Origin of the sequence: Dyadobacter sp. CY312, from assembly GCF_021390535.1 — a bacterium.
Classification (GTDB): domain Bacteria; phylum Bacteroidota; class Bacteroidia; order Cytophagales; family Spirosomataceae; genus Dyadobacter.
Map to the genome: position 1 here is coordinate 1 of NZ_JAJUXG010000008.1, position 17,623 is coordinate 17,623.

General features: G+C 42.5%; 12 protein-coding genes. 4 read left to right on the forward strand and 8 right to left on the reverse strand.

What is annotated here, in order from left to right; genetic code table 11:
- Positions 1-532: 532 nt before the first annotated feature.
- Together LZG71_RS11360 and LZG71_RS11365 are read right to left on the reverse strand one after the other, a co-directional pair.
- Complete coding sequence (locus LZG71_RS11360; protein WP_255712936.1) at positions 533-1,018, reverse strand: 2'-5' RNA ligase family protein; 486 nt, start codon at positions 1,016-1,018, stop codon at positions 533-535.
- A 603-nt stretch (positions 1,019-1,621) separates the two neighbouring features.
- Entirely contained in the window at positions 1,622-2,950 is a 1,329-nt protein-coding gene (locus LZG71_RS11365) for a glycoside hydrolase family 28 protein (protein ID WP_233820515.1), read from the reverse strand.
- Between the two features lie 569 nt (positions 2,951-3,519).
- Here LZG71_RS11365 and kaiC point away from each other — a divergent pair.
- Genes kaiC through LZG71_RS11385 form a run of 4 tightly spaced genes read left to right on the forward strand, consistent with a single transcriptional unit; the run spans position 3,520 to position 7,165 of the window.
- Positions 3,520-5,253 carry a circadian clock protein KaiC gene (gene kaiC, locus LZG71_RS11370; protein ID WP_233820517.1) on the forward strand — a complete coding sequence of 578 codons (1,734 nt, stop codon included), beginning with the start codon at positions 3,520-3,522 and terminating at the stop codon, positions 5,251-5,253.
- Between the two features lie 18 nt (positions 5,254-5,271).
- Complete coding sequence (locus LZG71_RS11375) at positions 5,272-5,565, forward strand: circadian clock KaiB family protein (RefSeq protein WP_233820519.1); 294 nt, start codon at positions 5,272-5,274, stop codon at positions 5,563-5,565.
- Between the two features lie 3 nt (positions 5,566-5,568).
- The gene (locus LZG71_RS11380; protein ID WP_233820520.1) at positions 5,569-5,889 is read left to right on the forward strand and encodes a circadian clock KaiB family protein; all 321 of its coding nucleotides are present in this window, start codon (positions 5,569-5,571) and stop codon (positions 5,887-5,889) included.
- A 4-nt stretch (positions 5,890-5,893) separates the two neighbouring features.
- Positions 5,894-7,165: an ATP-binding protein gene (locus LZG71_RS11385; RefSeq protein WP_233820522.1), complete on the forward strand. Its 1,272-nt coding sequence runs from the start codon at positions 5,894-5,896 to the stop codon at positions 7,163-7,165.
- A 74-nt stretch (positions 7,166-7,239) separates the two neighbouring features.
- On the opposite strand, the gene LZG71_RS11390 is transcribed toward LZG71_RS11385, so the two are convergent.
- From LZG71_RS11390 to LZG71_RS11415, 6 genes are all read right to left on the reverse strand, one after another.
- Complete coding sequence (locus LZG71_RS11390; protein ID WP_233820525.1) at positions 7,240-8,196, reverse strand: D-2-hydroxyacid dehydrogenase; 957 nt, start codon at positions 8,194-8,196, stop codon at positions 7,240-7,242.
- Positions 8,197-8,239: 43 nt separating this feature from the next.
- Complete coding sequence (locus LZG71_RS11395) at positions 8,240-9,394, reverse strand: ATP-binding protein (protein ID WP_233820526.1); 1,155 nt, start codon at positions 9,392-9,394, stop codon at positions 8,240-8,242.
- A 164-nt stretch (positions 9,395-9,558) separates the two neighbouring features.
- On the reverse strand, positions 9,559-11,934 hold the full coding sequence (locus LZG71_RS11400; RefSeq protein ID WP_233820528.1) for a M1 family metallopeptidase: 2,376 nt from the start codon (positions 11,932-11,934) through the stop codon (positions 9,559-9,561).
- 72 nt (positions 11,935-12,006) lie between these two features.
- A complete protein-coding gene (locus tag LZG71_RS11405) occupies positions 12,007-12,615 on the reverse strand; it encodes a HupE/UreJ family protein (RefSeq protein WP_233820530.1) in 609 nt (202 codons plus the stop codon).
- A gap of 210 nt (positions 12,616-12,825) precedes the next feature.
- The gene (locus LZG71_RS11410) at positions 12,826-14,487 is read right to left on the reverse strand and encodes an IPT/TIG domain-containing protein (protein ID WP_233820532.1); all 1,662 of its coding nucleotides are present in this window, start codon (positions 14,485-14,487) and stop codon (positions 12,826-12,828) included.
- Positions 14,488-14,551: 64 nt separating this feature from the next.
- Positions 14,552-17,446: a TonB-dependent receptor gene (locus LZG71_RS11415; protein WP_233820534.1), complete on the reverse strand. Its 2,895-nt coding sequence runs from the start codon at positions 17,444-17,446 to the stop codon at positions 14,552-14,554.
- Between the last annotated feature and the right edge of the window lie 177 nt (positions 17,447-17,623).

Genomic DNA, 17,623 nt, shown 5'->3' on the forward strand with positions numbered 1-17,623 from the left:
CCGGAACCGCCGATGATACTTGGATCAAACCTGGTAAAGTAGGTAGCCGCCACAATACTATAATCAAAAGCCTCACAGAAATGTGAGGCTTTTTTGCGTTTAAGCCGGGCCGCGCAGGCTGCGCGCCCCGTCCCGAACAGAGAAGTTAAGCGGGGCTGCCTAAGCCGGGGGCGCCTAGGTCAATCGTGACTCCGACCAAACCGCCGATGATACTTGGCCTGCGCGGTCCGACCTGGTAAAGTAGGCGGGACGCGCAGTCTAGCCGCCACAATACTATTACAAAAAGCCTAACAGAAATGTGAGGCTTTTTTGCGTTTAAGCCGCGCCACGTAGGCCGGGCCGCGCAGGCCGGGTCGCGTAGGCTATTGGCCTGGATGGTGCAACGATTCGTCGAGACGCGAAGTCTTCACCTCTTCCCAGGCTACGCCACGATGGCTACACGCCCCGTCCCAGGCTGCGCGCCGCGGGACAGAGAAGTTAACAGTCCTTAAAGGAGTGTGTAGTATTCAATACTAATCAAGGATTAAACAAGTTAAAACAGTGTCAATTGCCTCCCAATAACGTATTGGTGATCAAGCAACGGAATTTGATCAATAATGTCGTATTGTCTTTTATCAACATTAAACCTGCGAATCACGAAGGACTTGCAAAGGAAAGATTTACAGAAGCCCTCGCTAGCCATATCATTGCATTTCGAAATTTCTGCCTCTGTAAGCTCATGACCAATACTCATATGCGGATCTTTAAATGCTTTGTTCTTCCAATTTTTGAGGTGATTTCGTTTTAGACTCCTTCTGAAAGTTGCATTTATTGTAGCGCAATTGTTAATGATAATTTTAGATGATGCGTCTTCAGGCTTGACGTAGAACGTTTGTAATGGCCTTGGTGGAAAACTTGCAAATCCAAAGAATTTAAGATCAAATGGTGCTAGTCCACTTAGTATTCTTCTAAATTCTTCCAAAATTAAAGGGTATTCCTCCATACCTGCATAAAAGGTAAATAGCGTTATGTGGGCCAAGGAGTTTTAACTTACATAATTTCTATTCAGATCTTTTCGCAAACGATTTTTTAACTCTTGAATCGACGCGACAATATCTGCATCAGGGCTTATCGCCAGTGAGAAAAAGAAGGTCTTCCCGTGTTTCATTCCTCATTTCAAATGATTATTTATGTCTTGACATTAAACGAAATTATGTGCAATTAAGTCCGACTCAGCATTCACATTAGTCTCTGTACAAAATGTGCCCATCAATGGTTGATTTACTCATAAGCGGGTTCAAGTCGCGATCCTCCCCGACGATGTTTTGGAAACCACTGTTTAGCCAAACATTCTGAGATTAACCCAATCCCTCCCAAAAACGGTGCGCAGTGTTCAACAGGTTTCTCTGTTCTTCGATTTCCATTTTATCGAAACTGCCGTTCAACCTTCCTAATCGTGAGTTCTGTTGAAAAGGCCGCAGTGTAAGTGCATGAAACGCCAGAATAGTGCATCCCAGATTTCCTGCCACTCTCCTTGCTCGTAATGATACACACCTATTCAGGAAGGTGCTCTTTTTTGATGAGAGGTTTCCGTTAAAAAGAAGATGTCAAATAGTCTGGCAGCTGAGTATGTACTTCCTGTTCAATCAATCATTTTTCCATTCACTTTCACGTTATCAAAGTTGATTCCTGCAACAACTGTTTTGTCATAAGCCGCATTTTTAGCGGTAACGTCAAGATTTTCAAATTTGAAATTCGATAGTCTGTCATGTTCGCCAGGGCTTACATCGAAAAAAACTTCACATTTGAGGCTGATGTTTTTCAAACTGATGTTGTCGGAATATGACAGAGGTACGTCTTTGCGTCCTTTCAGGTCAAAAAACTGTTTCCACGGTTTCACGTATATCAGGCTGTATGCGTAGCCGTCAATGTTTTCAACGCTTACATACTCATATTTCTGAGGGGTATCCGGGCGCATTTTAAGCCATAGTACGCGCATCGCATTGGTGATGTGACAATTCCGCATTACAATGTTTTTATTGTGAATTGCCTCGCTTCCCAGGGTAAGAGCTGCATGGCAAAATCCAAACTCGGAATCTTCAATAATTACATTGGAATTTCCACCGTTGCCTTTTTCCGTATCTGCATAAGGACCTTTTCCGCCTTTCAGGGCAATCGCGTCGTCATTCACGGCAAGGTAGCAGCCTTTGATCAGAACATTGTTACAAACATCAAGGTCAATGGCATCTGTACTTGGTGCTTTTATAGGCTCGTGTGGAGCTGTGATGTGAACATTCAAAATTTTGATGTTGTTGCACTGATAATAATGGCTGGTCCAGAAGCCAGAATTTTGCAGACAGACGTCCTGTACTTGCACATCATTACTTTTCCAAATAAAAACAAGGCGTGGACGGGATACTTCAAGGTTGGTACAGTTAGGGTTTTCCTTCCTCCGTTGCCAAAAAGCTTTCCAGTAATTCAGTCCGTTTCCATTGATTGTTCCTTTACCTGAAATTGTAAAGCCATTTACTCCGTACGCATTCACGAGAGCAGGGAAATAGTCAAGCGTTTGTCCTTCCATCCTTGAAGGCATGATCGGATAGTCGGCTATTTTATCTGAGCCTTTTAACACTGCGCCTTCAGACACATACAAATGAGTTTTAGGTTTAAAAAACAGAGCGCCGCTCAGAAAGGTACCCTTGGGGATCATGATGACACCACCACCTTGTTTGCTTGCCAGGTCGATAACCTTTTGAATTGCGGTGGTTTGTACCAGACTACTGTCGGCTTTGACCCCATGCTTTGTAATGAGATACTGTTTTCCGAGGTTCTTTAAACTGATTTTAGAGCTGTCGGAAAACCATGCGGGTATTGTTGTTCCGTCAGGGAAAGTAGTGGATTTTTTACTTTGGGATACCGAAACGAAAGAAATGCATATCAGGAAAGAAAGGAACAAACAAAATTTTACCATAACAAAAAACTCGTTTTTAGTATCTAATACAATTTAATCAGGAGTTGCTTTACACCCAACGGACAATACAAACGCCTGCGGAGTGATGCGCTTTGGTAAAGAACGTAGCGGGACAAATATATCTGCTTTGAACCGAATATTTTTTAGCATTTCTCATCACGACAGTTTTGATCACAAGTATAGAATCTTCACAGATTTAAGCACTTTTTAGTTAGTTAAAGAGCTGTAAATTAATCAATTGTCAATGATCTTTTTTTGAATTAGAATAAAATTAGAATCCGTAATATAGAATGTGCTGTAATTAAATCGAAGTATATTGCATTTTTGAAAGTTTAGTAATGCAGATAGGAGGTTTGCTTACCCGGTTAGCATCCGTCTGTGAGTGATAAGTACAAAAGGCGTCGGAATCATCTGATGCCTTTTGTCTTTTTTTTGCTATATCCTCCGTAGTTGATAGTCGTTTTCTGATCTAAAAACGGACATAGTAATTACACTTGGCATGATTATTTCTCTCCTTGATCGTATATACAGTTAAAGATTTTTTTGTTTTTGAAACCTTCTAGATTAAAATGGACTTACAACCCTCTGAACATAATAAATTTGTTCATAGAACTCTTCCTAAAACCCAAACAGGAATCTCCGGTCTGGACGAGATTACCGGCGGTGGGGTTCCAAAAGACCGTCCAACGTTAATTTGCGGAGCAGCCGGTTGCGGGAAAACACTTTTTTCCATGGAATTCATTGTACATGGGGCAATGAAGTTCAATGAACCGGGTGTCTTTATGGCTTTTGAGGAAAAAGCTGAAGAACTGGCTATTAACGTAGCTTCGCTGGGTTACGATCTTCAGAAACTTCAGGAAGACAAAATGGTGCGTCTAGACCATGTTCATATAGAAAAGAGCGAAATAGAGGAAACCGGAGAGTATGACCTTGATGGTTTGTTCATACGGCTTGGACATGCGATTGATAGCATCGGAGCGAAAAGGGTCGTTTTGGATACGATCGAAAACCTGTTTTCCGGGTTGCATAATGAAGGAATTATCCGTGCAGAACTTCGCAGGCTTTTTGGTTGGTTAAAAGAGAAGAAAGTTACTACAATTATAACTGGCGAAAAGGGTGACGGGATGCTCACCAGACATGGATTGGAAGAATATGTTTCTGACTGTGTTATACTGCTGGATCACCGGGTAACTAATAAGATTTCCACGAGATTGCTTCGTGTTGTGAAATATCGGGGATCTGTTCACGGAACAAACGAATACCCTTTTCTGATAGATGAGGATGGCGTTTCAGTACTTCCTGTCACATCTCTTACACTTCATCATGACGTATCTTCGGAAAGAATTCCTACCGGAGTGAGTGGTTTGGACAAAATGTTGGGCGGAAAAGGTTTCTTTATTGGAAGTAGTATACTGGTTTCCGGCACTGCCGGCACGGGCAAGACGAGCATAGCAGGGGCATTTGTAAATGAAACCTGTAAAAATGGGCAGCGGTGTATCTATTTTGCGTTCGAAGAGTCACCGCAGCAGATCATCCGTAACATGAAATCGATCAGTGTGGATTTACAGGAGCACGTGGGTAAGGGATTATTGAAATTTCATGCTGCGCGTCCAACGCTCAATGGGTTGGAAATGCATCTGGTGGTGATCCATAAAATGGTAAAGGAATTCAGGCCGGATGTTGTGGTTCTGGATCCGATCACTAATCTTATTACTGTGGGGTCTGTCAGTGAAGTCAAAAGCTTACTAATCAGGCTGATCGATTTTTTACAGTCGGAACAAATTACAGTTATGTTCACAGCGCTTACCCTGAATGATAACGTTACGGGGCAAACAGACGAAAGCATATCCTCGCTCGTGGATGCATGGCTGATGGTGAGAGATATTGAATTTAACGGCGAGCGTAACCGCGGATTGTATGTCATGAAATCGAGAGGAATGAAACATTCCAATCAGGTCCGGGAATTTGTAATCGATGATTCCGGGCTCGAACTAGTAGACGTTTATCTAGGTCCGGATGGTGTTCTTACCGGTTCCGCAAGGGAGGCCGAACAACTGTTGGAGAAGACCGGTGTGGTTTTGAGAGATCATGCGGTGTCTTTAAAAGACAGGGAGATAGAGCGCAAGAAGATGATTCTGGAATCGAAAATCAACAGTCTGAAACAGGAGTTTGATTCTTTCCAGGACGACCTCAATAAAACTTACGTTGAGGAGGAATTAAGAAAAAGTGTTCTTGAAAAAAACAGATCCGAGCTGACACGCAAACGCGATGGAGCTGCCGGTGAAATTGAAGACACTTTATAAACAGAAATTGAACAAGATATGGAAGCAACAGAGGAAATCTGGGAACTGAGACTATATGTGGCCGGTAAAACGGCGAAGTCTGTAATGGCGCTCACAAATTTAAAAAAGTATTGTGAAGAGCATTTAAAGGATAAATATGTGATTGAAGTAATTGACCTTTTGCTTCAGCCACAACTTGCTGAGGGTGATCAGATACTTGCAATTCCGACACTGGTTAAGAAGGTACCTGAACCGATAAGGAAGATTATCGGTGATTTGTCTAACGAAGAGAAGGTGCTTGTGGGACTCAACATACGTCCTGCCAAAAAATAACCAATGGAACACAATTTAGATGCGCAACACGAAAATCCGCTGGATGGTGAAAACCAGCCCTATGTATTGCGTCTGTATATTACCGGTGCATCAACTAACTCGTTGAAAGCTGTTAATAATTTAAAGGAAATATGTGATACTTATCTGGATGGGAAATATTCACTGGAAATTATTGATGTTTACCAGCAAAAAGCCCTGGCAAAAAAAGAAAATATAATCGCTCTGCCCTTATTGATCAAAAGTTTTCCCTTACCTGAAAAAAGAATAGTTGGAGATCTGTCCGACACAGCCAAAGTTTTAAAAGGATTAGGATATTCAGTTTAATTTGATGGAAGCAGGAAAAACATATGAACAGTTAGTCGAGGAAAACCGGAATCTTCTTGCCCAGTTGGAAGAAGCCACGGAGACTATAACGGCTATTCGTACGGGGCAGGTAGATGCACTGGTGGTCAATGGTGCAGACGGACATCAGCTTTATACACTGAAAACGGCGGACCAGACATACCGGGTTTTTATAGAGAAAATGAATCAGGGAGCCGTTACGCTCAATCAGGAGGGGATCATTCTGTACTGTAATTCACAGTTTGCTGCCATGGTCAATCTCCCGCTTAATAAGGTGATCGGATTAGCATTCGTTTCCTTTATTGCTGACGATTTTATAGATAATTATCAACAGACATTCACCAAAGGATGGGAGAAGGATTGTAAGACGGAAGTGAGTATTGTGAGCAGTAACAGGCACATTCCTTTTCAATTGTCGGTTACGACATTGTATCTGGATGAAGGAGTGTCGATGAGCGTCATTCTTACGGATCTTACTTTTCATAAGGAAATGGAGCAATTGTTGACGCTCAACAACAGGAAACTGGCAGAAATGAATGCTGAGCTTCAAAACAGCAATAATGACCTTCAACAATTCGCTTCTGTCGCATCTCATGACCTTCAGGAACCGCTGAGAAAAATCCTGATTTTTGCGACCATGCTGCGAGACAAACATGGAAGTGAAATAACCGGTGACGGAGCAATGTTTCTGGATAAGATCATATCTTCATCTAACAGGATGAAGACCATGATTTTCGATATCTTAAGTTATTCCCGGCTCGCTACCAATGACGAAGGTTTCGTTGCGTCAAGTCTTGGTGACATCATTAATGAAGTGATTGAAGATTACGAAATTGTTATAAATGAAAAACGTGCCCAGGTTATCGTGGGCGAAATGCCTTTGATAGAAGTGAACAGGGGGCAGATCAGGCAGGTGTTTCAGAACCTGATTAGTAATGCTCTGAAGTTCGCAAAAGCAACTGTCGCACCTGTCATTCATATTTCGAGCAGTGTAGGTGTGAACGAAGATGAAAAGGAATACTGCACCATTACCTTCACAGATAATGGCATTGGTTTCAATGACCTTTATGGAGATAAGATATTTTCACTATTCCAACGACTCAATACCAAGGACAAATACGAGGGCTCAGGAATAGGGCTTGCTATTACGAGGAAAATTATAGACAAACATCAAGGTTCCATCAAAGCGAACAGCAAAGAGGGACACGGCGCTGAGTTCGTGATCACGCTTCCTACGAAGCACCAGAAAACGGTTTAGCCCGGATTACGCATTGTCCCATGATCCAAGTTCCTATTGCGTAATCCGGGTTAAACGCATTTTGCGCTAACCATTTAATTAGATACCACACTCTGAGGGTTACCATTTATAAATGCCCTGAGGTTATCCGCGACCATTTTTAAGAGCCGGGTTCTTGCTTCGAACGTGGCCCAGGCAATGTGTGGTGTTATTACACAATGAGGTGCCGACAGCAATGGATTCGATGCAACGGGTGGCTCGGTCGAGAGCACGTCAAGCCCAGCCCCGGCAATTGTTCCATTTTTCAATGCCTCAGCTAGGTCATTTTCGTTGATCAACGGACCTCTTCCGGTGTTGATTAATAGTGCACTTCTCTTCATCAGGCCAAGTGTTTCTGCATTTATCAAGCCTTTTGTTTCTTCAGTTAACGGACAATGAAGACTTACCACGTCGCTTCTCTTAAAAATAGCATCGAGCGTTACCATGGTAATGTCCGTTGCCTCCGTAAGAACAGGATTTTTGCGGTAGGCGATCACCTTCATTCCGAAAGCTTTTGCAATTGAGGCAACCTGTGATCCGATGTCTCCCAAGCCAACGAGTCCCATTGTCTTCCCGGCGAGTTCTGTAAGAGGTGTTTTCCAATAGGCGAAGTCCGGTGAAGACGCCCAGTCACCATTAAACACACTTTGGCTGTGGGTTTCTATCCGATTTACCAGCGCAAGCAACAAGGCAAAAGTATGCTGGGCTACCGATGCTGGTCCGTAGGCTTTTACATTGGTCACTGTTATATTTTGTTCTTGTGCAGCTTCAATATCAATGTTATTATAGCCGGTTGCAGCTACACCAATGTATTTCAGTTTTGGAAGTTGTTCAAGTATTTCCCTGCTTATCACAACCTTGTTTACCAGGATAGCTTCTGCTTCCAGGGCGCGTTCCACGATTTCATTTTTACCAGAACGATCATATATTTCAACCTCGCCCAGTTCAAGAAGCGGCGCCCAGTCAAGATCGCCGGGGTTAAGTGTGTATCCGTCGAGTATTACGATTTTCATTGGATTTAGGATATGGTTTTAATTAATAGACGGAAGTTAAAGCTCAGATATTTCTCCATCCCAGAACAGTTTGTAAGGTTCTGTGCTGATCATCCTTTCCACCATAAATAAGTGTTTGCTTACCAACTTTGTTTTGTGCCAAATCACTAAAAAAGGCCATTCCTTTAAACTGATCTGACATAATTGTTTGTGTTGATTTTATTTCAAAAATATCAAACACGTTACCATTTTGAGTTAAAAGATCTACTTCGTGCCCATTTGAATCTCTCCAAAACCAGTAATCCTGATGAAGATATCGATGTTCATTTTGTTTAAAAAATTCGGCCACGATAAGATTTTCAAAAATATTACCCTTTGCTGAACTTTCGACAAGTGTATCAGCATTTCTCAGTCCCAAAAGATGACATAAGAGACCGGTATCGTAGAAATAGAGTTTTGGGCTTTTGACAATACGTTTATTGAAATTTTGAAAGAACGGTTGAAGTTGAAAGATGATATAGCTACTTTCTAAGATTGAAAGCCAGGCTCTGGCGGTTGGCTGAGATATACCACATTCATTGGAAAGGGAATTCAAATTCACCAGTTGTCCAACACGGGCTGCACACAAGCCTAAAAATGTTCTGAATTGCCGCGTGTCTCTGATATTTATGAGCTCTGTGACGTCCCGCTCCACATAGGTTTGTATATAGTTGGCATAAAATACTGTTGGATCAATATCTCTGTCATAAATCGCCGGGTAAAATCCTTTAACACAGGCTTCTGCAAAATCTTCTGCCAGTAAATTTCCCGATTTCATTTCACCAAAGTCAAAAGGTAGCAATTTGAACAAGGCAACTCTTCCTGCTAAACTTTGAGTGATGTTATTTAAAAGTTGAAAGTTCTGAGAACCTGATAAAATGAATTGTCCCATTTTTTTACTTTCATCCACAATGGTCTGGATGTAAGAAAATAATTGTGGTGCTTGTTGCGCCTCGTCTAGTATTATTTGGTCATTGTACTTCTTTAAAAAGCCTACCGGATCATCAGTTGCAAAGGATCTGTTGTTTGGATCCTCCAAGGAAATATATTGATAGTCTTTAAAAATATTCTTTAGCAACGTGGTTTTACCTGACTGTCTTGGTCCTGTGACGGCAATCACTGGAAATTTATTCTTCTGGCTGTTTATTACAGCCGCTATATCTCTATTAACGAAGCTCATAGTCAATATTTGTATATCGTAAAGATACTCCAATTTTGAAAATACATAGATTCAATTTTGAAATTACATAGAATCTAATTTGAAATTACATAAAAAGGCCTTCCGAAAATGAATTCGAAAGGCTTTTTTTAATTTGCTCTCTACCTTAAACTATTGATCAAAAACTAGTTTCTAGGTGTAGTTCCAAGCTTTCCGGCTCCTTCTGTCTGCATGGGGTTTGCAGGGCGGCGCAGCTGCTGTTGTTTGAAAATCTGGAATCGTGTTGGTTTCGCTACTCTCGGGAAAGAGTTGTTGGCGGTATCAATATCGGCGATCTGGAAATAAGGATCCAGCGTCCATTGCACCACTTTCTTTTGGGTGGTAATTACCTTGTTGATCTGTCCGTCATTGAATCTCCATATTTCGGCAGGAAACGTTGCAGTGGAATCAGTGCCATCTTCAAACTCCATTTTGACGATCACAGGCATCACGAGTCCGCCTTTGTTTTTTACGCTAAGCGTGTAAAAATTGGTGTTGTTCTGAATCAGATCACGCTCATTTTGTGATAAACCTGAAAGATATTGCTCGTATCTCTGGCGATCCGCGTTGGTCACTTTGAATGGATCATAGGTATTGTAAAAATCAGCCATGGTCGAATCCTGACCGACTACAGTGTTTGCTTTGTCGGCCAAATCACGCTGTTTGCTAATTGTTCCTTGTTTTCTTACAGCTTCTTTTCTTGCCAGCTCTTTTTCAATTTCAGGATTTTGCGTGTCAATGCTGAACCAGTCCACACTTACCAAATCCTGATCAACGGGCTCTGTTCCATAAAACCAACCCTTCCAGAACCAGTCAAGGTCCACACCTGAAGCGTCTTCCATTGTTCTGAAAAAGTCGGAAGGAGTAGGGCTTTTAAAACGCCAACGTGTTGCATATTCTTTAAAGGCATGATCAAAAAGCTCCCTGCCCATTACGGTTTCACGAAGGATATTCAGTGCAGTTGCAGGTTTTGCATAAGCATTCGGTCCTAAACCGATCACATTCTCTGCTGAACTCATGATTGGAGACAAAACAGAAGGATCGGACGACATGTAATCGGTGATCTGGTTTGGTTCGCCGCGACGGGTAGGATAGTTGTAATCCCATTCTTTCTCTGCCAGATATTGGCAAAATGTATTAAGACCTTCGTCCATCCAGGCCCACTGGCGTTCGTCCGAATTGACGATCATCGGGAAAAAGTTGTGGCCCACTTCGTGAATAATTACGCCAATCATCCCGTATTTGGTAGCTTCCGAATAGGTGCCATCTTCTTCCGGGCGCCCTCCATTGAAGCTGATCATCGGATATTCCATTCCTCCGCCAGAAGTGGCGTGGCAGGAAATAGCAACAGGATAGGGGTATTCAAAAGTACGGTTTCCGTAAGATTTCAGCGTATGCTCCACCGCCCGGGTTGAATATTGCTCCCAAAGCGGATTTCCCTCTTTTGGATAAAACGACATCGACCAGATCTTTCTGCCGTTTTTGTAAGGCTCAGTCAGCATGGCATCCCAGATAAACTTCCGGCTGCTTGCAAAGGCGAAGTCACGAACATTGTCTGCTTTGTAAATCCATGTTTTCTTACCTGGGTTTTTATTCTCGCGTTTTTCCGCTTTCTCTGCTTCTGTCTGAGTCACAATAATGACAGGCGTTTTCGAAGTTTCAGCCTGCTTCAAACGCTGCTTTTGTGCACCTGTCAACACTTGTGCGTAGTTCTGGCATTCGCCGCTGGCTGCTACAATATGATCCGCAGGGACTGTAATTGCCACTTTATAATTTCCGAAGATCAACGCAAACTCTCCTTGCCCTAAAAACTGTTTGTGGTTCCATCCGTTTACATCGTCATAAGGCGCAAGTCGTGGAAACCAGTGTGCAATGAAATAGTTGCTGTTGCCATCTTTAGCGAAAAATTCATAACCGCTGCGACCATAGTACTCCGTGATGTTGTATGCCCAATCGACACTAAAAGCCAGATTTGTTCCGGGCTTCATTGCCACCGGCAGATCGATACGCATCATGGTATTGTTGATGGTGTAAGGAAGTGCCTTGCCGGCTTTATCTTTTATGGATTTAATTTCATAACCATATTCTGTTTTTGGATCCAGCGAAGAACCGCGACCCGTATTCATGGCCTGTAATTGTGCCACACTCATGCCTTTTTCGCTCACCGTTCCGGTTCTTGATGTTGCTCCAATACCATCTTTTTTGAAAAGATTTTGATCAAGCTGCATCCAGATGTATTTCAGCTCATCGGGCGAGTTGTTGAAAAAAGTGATCGTTTCCGAACCGGTGATGCGTCTTTTATCGTCGTCCAGTTCAGCTTTGATATCGTAGTCGGCGCGTTGTTGCCAGTACTCACGACCCGGAGCACCAGATGCTGCGCGGTAGGTGTTGGGCGTTGGCAGAATAGTGCCCAATTGTTCAAACCTGTCGTTTGCCTTGAAGTTTGGTGAAGTGGGCAGCTGCTGTGCCACAGAGGCAATAGAAATCAGCAGCAGGATAAATGGAAGCAATCGTTTTTTCATTTGATTGGCAGATTGTATTTAAGTTGATGTCAGTTTATTAGGTATGGAAAAGTATCAGGCAACGTTTTAATTTTAAGATACACTTTGTAAATATTCATTGTTGATGATCAGAGACAAGGCCATGCCTGCAATGATGCCCGAAAGAATATGCACCCAGCTCAGTTTCGCAATACGCAGTATTTCAATCAGAACAAAGGCGATGGACAGAATAACGAACACAATGATCAGCTGACCTAGTTCAAGTCCGATATTGAAGCCGAGCAACGGTGCGACAATGTTCGCTTCCTTACCCAGCAAAGCGCGTAGATAGTTGGAAAATCCGAGTCCATGTATCAGTCCAAAAATAAGGGCAAGTGGATAACGTGCCGTAAATGAACTGGTTTTTTGACTGTAAGCTGGTTTTTTCTCTTTAAAGGAAAAATTGAGAGTTGCTGTGATGAGGATCGTAATGGGAATAAGCAGTTCAATCACATCTGGATTTACCTGCACCAAACCCAGTGTTGCCAGTGCCAGCGTAATAGAATGACCTATGGTAAATGCTGTAACAAGAATGATCACTTTTTTCCAGTCCATTAAGGTGTAGACCGTGCAAAGCGCCATGATAAAAAGGATGTGATCATATCCTTTGGAATCGGTGATGTGTTCAAAACCCAGCTGGAGATAAGCCTGAAATTCGGACATTCAAAAAAGATTAGAATAAAAATAGGATTGATAATGATTGTCAAGACAAATCACTGGTTCGAAGATATTGGTTTAGAGGCAGGAATGCAACCGTGATGGTGTAAACAGTGGTAATTGATGGCGTTATGGGTGATAAAACAAAAAAAACCGAAAGCATGTGCTTTCGGCCTTTTTAAATTCTGACACCAATTATAAGGTCTTCCCCCTTTTTTAATTGTAAGGAGTATTCTGAGGATCGAAGTTTGTCCAGCCTGTTGTCCAGTCTGTTGTTCCGAAAGCACCTCTGAAAGTTTCTTTTGTAAAGAATGCATCTGCACCTTTTCCTTCCCAAACTGCACCCTGCAATAGTGGAGATGTTGCCTGTGGCAGGAATTTCGGTCCTGTAAGTTTGAAATTGTCAGCATTCAGAAGCAATGTAGAAGCATCTGTAAGAATGGTGTTCTTGCGTGCTGCTACATTGAAGTAAGTTTGTGCCTGAACATCAGATACACCTGTTGCACCACGGTCACCGCGAACGGAAATTGTAGTGTTAGCCAATACAATTCCTTTTAGATCCAAAGTGCCTGCTGTTGCGTGGGCCAGTGTGTTGGCACCGTCCAGACGGAGACCTTCAGGATATCCTGAAAAAACAGAGTTGTAAATGCTGATGTCAGTATTACGTCTTAAGTGCATAGCTGATTGATATGTTGCGCCGGATGTTACAATTGGCGTTCCGCTAAAGGCAAAGTTACTTACGTTAGCAAATACTGGAGCAGTTAATGGCATACCATTATTTGGTCCGGTAGCGGGTTCGCCGCTGCCGCTGAAGTTGTCAGATTCGAATCCGTTTGAACCTGACTGATCCGAAATTTCCGAGTCACGCAATGAAAGTGCATATTGAACCTTACCTGTAAAACCCCAGTCAGTATCCCAGTCATCATCCCAACCACGGAAAGCAACCAGATTTTTAGCATTTACAGTTCCGCCAAACCATTCGAATGAATCATCACCGCTGTAAGAAACCTGTACGTGATCAACTGTTGTACCTGAACCTACGGAATAGAATGTGATTCCGTTGATTTCGTTACCGGCTGTAAGTGCAATACCGGGGAATTCAACACGTACATATTGAAGTTTCCCAGAATTGTCATCGGAAATATTATCAGCACCTAATTGCCCTGAGATACCACCTTCCGGTCCTTTACTTGCCAACTGGTTGTGAGGTGCTTTTCCAATGATAACCAAGCCTCCCCAGTCACCGTATTTACGAGCTCCGGGAGCTGCATTTGATGTAAACACGATCGGTTCAGTAGCAGTACCAACGGCCATGATTTTTGCACCGGCGTTGATGATCAGTGTTCCTCCTTTTCCAAGTCCGGAAGGGTCCAAAGCAGCAGCACCGCCTTTGATAATCGTTCCCGGTTCGATAGTAAGCGTTGCGCCGCTTGTTATATATACAAAGCCTTTTAATAGATAAATTTTATCTTTTGTCCAAGTTTCGCTTGCTGTAATATTACCTTGTTTTTCAACGACCGAACGTGCAGAAAGTTCAAAGTTAGAAGCACTTTTTACTGTTTTTCCACCTACTGTAACAGAAATCAAACCGCTTGTAGCTCCTGCCGGAACGATAACGTCAAGTGTTGTTGTAGTTGCTGCCGTTACAACTGCGGGAGTTGTGTTAAACAAAACGGTGTTATTAGAAGGGGTTGCGTCGAATTTTGTACCTGTAATCACCACCTTGGTTCCAGCAGGACCCGATGAAGGCGCTACTGTTTTTACTGCCAATACTTCCTCAATGGCCGTAGGCTCATCATCATTTTTACAAGATGTGGTTGCTGCAAACAAACCTCCTAAAAGGAAAAGAAAATACAGCTGTTTTTTAATAATATTCATAGCGAATTAAAATTGGTTTGCAAAAAGGATTATTGTTTGATTGGTAATTTTCTGAATGGTATTATTAAGGAATAACCGTTCTTCTTCCGAAAGTGTAAGCCGCTGTAAGGGTGAAGTAACTACCGCGTTTGAATTTGCGAATGTCTTGATCTGCATTTGCGGTCATTGAGGTAACGTCCTTACCTATTTTTCCGTCGCGGTTGAAGTCCTGGGCAAAACGAACCGGCTGGTTGAGGATATCCTGGATACCTAATCTTATTTCCAGATTTTGCTTGATCCTTTTGCTAACGTTCAGATCGATCACATTTCTTGGCGTTTCATAAACAGTCGGGTTATTCTGGTTACCCACTGTGAAAATTCTTTGTCCGAACACATTGTAAAGCAAGTTCCATTGCCATCCTGTAATCGGGTCGGCATAGTAAATTCCTGCGTTGATCAGATAAGGCGACTGGTTGGCCATCGGGCGTTTTTTATCTGTGAGGCCGGTTAGGTCATAGTTCTGAATTTCTCCACCTAAATCAGGTCCCTGAACAAAGTCACCTAGTTTAACAGTACTTTTTATTAAAGAAACATTGCCAACCAAGGTCAGATTTTGAATAAATGGACTTACAGCATTGGCAAAACCTTTGCGTATTTCTACTTCTACACCATAGTTTTCTGCGGAACCTGCGTTGATAAATGTATAGGCAAGTCCATTACCACCCATCGGAAGAAGGAACGATTCGATCGGGTCTTTGAAATGTTTGTAAAATCCTGTTACTGAAATCAGCTCATTCGCTGTTGGGTAAAATTCCCATTTAGCATCCAGATTTTGTATTTTAGCAGTTTTAAGCGTTGTGTTACCTCGAATATCAGCTTGCAGATTAAAATCGTAGTAGGCATAAGGAGCTAGTTCACGGAATTCAGGACGGTTAAGTGTTGAAGAGAAAGCCAGTCTCAGGTTTTGCTTTTCAGACAATTTGTATGTGAAGTTCAGGGATGGAAGCGGGATAAATATTTTGTTGTTCACAAGCTCCTTTCTCTGATTCACTATATAGGAGTGTAATTGCTGATTGTTGTACTCACCACGGAAACCGATTGTCAGAATCGCTTTGCTACCGAAATTAACATCACCACTTAAATAAGCAGCCGTGTAGTTGTTAATCCCCTCATATGAATCAAGGTCTTTTGTCCCATCTTTTATTGTAAGTCCGGTTGTTTGTCCGTTTACATTTTCAGGAGCAAAAATGGATCCAAGTCCTTGTGTGAGAATAGCACTTGCATTTCCGATGTTGTTGTAGCCATAGAAATGATTGGCATAATCTCTGTCTTTTCTTTCTCCATAAATTCCGAAACGGATGCGGTTTGGTTCACGGTCAGTTGGGTTTCCAAAAGCATGTTCTCCGTTCACAGAAAGTGTTAATACGCGCTCACCAAGTTTGGAGAAGAAATGTCCTACTTCATTTGCAGTCGGATCATTTGGTGTCACTGCTGCGAAAGGAGCAGGTTGCCCGTCAGCACCAGTTGCATCGGTGACGCGCTGGAAGCGGATTCTTTTCCAGTCAGGTTCCCAGCGGCCTGTGTATCCGAAACCTGTAATCCAGTTCAGCTTCGTAAGATCGCCAAATTTATGATCACCAGAAATCTGGGTGGTTACAATACTTCTATTTTCAAATTTTTGTGAATAACTCAATGCATCGTAGCCGTCAATCACTTTTTGTCCATTACGAACTACTGTTTCTGTGTTACCAAGCTGGTTAAACAATGTTTTCCATTCCATTGTAAAAACTGGAGAGAAGCGGAAAGTCCAGTTATTAAGAACGCCGATACGGGATTGACGTGAATAGTTCGAATCCATGTATTTTTCCGAAACCTCATTTGCCAATAACCCGTTTTGGTAAAGGGACAGGTTTACATCGGCGCGTTGATTCGTCAGTGAGTAATTAATATTGGTAATGTTGCTTACATCTATGTTGCCGATTTCAAAACGCTTGCCCATGTTAAAAGCAAGGCGAAGATCCGGTGCTACATTTACATTTTTAAGTGCCCAGGTATTTGGGAAAAGTCTTCCGAAAGAAGCTCTTTCCTGGTTGCTCAGCATATTGAAATCGGCTGATCTTGTCGGAAAAGCACTGGACAAACTTTGGTCCTTACCCCAAAGGCCAAGGAAATTCAACCCGCTTCTGCTGTGTGTCTGTGCATTTTGAAAAGTCGTGTTGTTTCTGTAACCGATGGTTGCCGCTGCGTCTATAAAGTTCTGGTCAGGACGTTTTTTGGTATATATCTTGATAATCCCGCCAGCAAAGTCACCCGGCGATTCGGCTGAGCCGGATTTGTATACAATCATCCGGTCGATGATATTACTTGGAACAAGATCAAATGAGAATGAACGTGTATCAACTTCGGAAGAGGGCGTGATGACGTCGTTGATCAAAACTGCATTATAACGTGAACCCAGACCACGTATCATTACAAACCGGTTGTCAACGATACTGATACCCGGAACCCGGCGGATGGCCGCTGCTGCGTCTCTATCCTGCGATTTCTGGATTTGTTGCGCTGAAATACCAACTGCGATGGGTTTTAATTGTTTGATCTCGCTGATTACAGCCACCTCGGTGTTGGTAGCCCGTGCACCGCGAACCACAACCTCCTGCAAAGCAGTACCTTCTTCGTCCATTTCGGTGTCAATAACCGTCGTGTTTCCCGACTCAACTCTTACAGAAGGAATTTCTTTTGTTTTGTAGGAAACGAAGGAAATAATAATCTTGTGGCTTCCTGTTGGTACATTAGGTAATGTGAAGCTTCCATCAACATCGGCTGCTGCGCCAATTTGTGTTCCTTCAACAAGAACTGTGGCGCCAATAAGCGCATCCTTGGTTTTGGTATCCTTGATGGTACCGCGTATCGTACCTGTTTGAGCAAAGGCCGCCGATACTGTAATAAGTAATAGGAGGATTGTAAAAATTTTGGTTTTCATACTTAAGGTGTCATATTTTCGACACAAAAGTAGACTCCCAATATTACCTCAATGTTAACCCTATATTATGGCTCGGTTATGAAAAGAAATGTGTTTTATCTGTAAATCAGTTAATTATGACTCTGGTAAAATGCATTTGAAGTAAATAGTGGCCTGAAACGTGTTTCAGACCGTATG

Bases quoted from the DNA above. Each gene is read 5' to 3' on its own strand.
- LZG71_RS11400 (WP_233820528.1), bottom strand. From the start codon at position 11,934: ATGAAAAAACGATTGCTTCCATTTATCCTGCTGCTGATTTCTATTGCC.
- LZG71_RS11385 (WP_233820522.1), top strand. From the start codon at position 5,894: ATGGAAGCAGGAAAAACATATGAACAGTTAGTCGAGGAAAACCGGAAT.
- kaiC (WP_233820517.1), top strand. From the start codon at position 3,520: ATGGACTTACAACCCTCTGAACATAATAAATTTGTTCATAGAACTCTT.
- LZG71_RS11375 (WP_233820519.1), top strand. From the start codon at position 5,272: ATGGAAGCAACAGAGGAAATCTGGGAACTGAGACTATATGTGGCCGGT.
- LZG71_RS11365 (WP_233820515.1), bottom strand. From the start codon at position 2,950: ATGGTAAAATTTTGTTTGTTCCTTTCTTTCCTGATATGCATTTCTTTC.
- LZG71_RS11395 (WP_233820526.1), bottom strand. From the start codon at position 9,394: ATGAGCTTCGTTAATAGAGATATAGCGGCTGTAATAAACAGCCAGAAG.
- LZG71_RS11410 (WP_233820532.1), bottom strand. From the start codon at position 14,487: ATGAATATTATTAAAAAACAGCTGTATTTTCTTTTCCTTTTAGGAGGT.
- LZG71_RS11380 (WP_233820520.1), top strand. From the start codon at position 5,569: ATGGAACACAATTTAGATGCGCAACACGAAAATCCGCTGGATGGTGAA.
- LZG71_RS11405 (WP_233820530.1), bottom strand. From the start codon at position 12,615: ATGTCCGAATTTCAGGCTTATCTCCAGCTGGGTTTTGAACACATCACC.
- LZG71_RS11390 (WP_233820525.1), bottom strand. From the start codon at position 8,196: ATGAAAATCGTAATACTCGACGGATACACACTTAACCCCGGCGATCTT.
- LZG71_RS11415 (WP_233820534.1), bottom strand. From the start codon at position 17,446: ATGAAAACCAAAATTTTTACAATCCTCCTATTACTTATTACAGTATCG.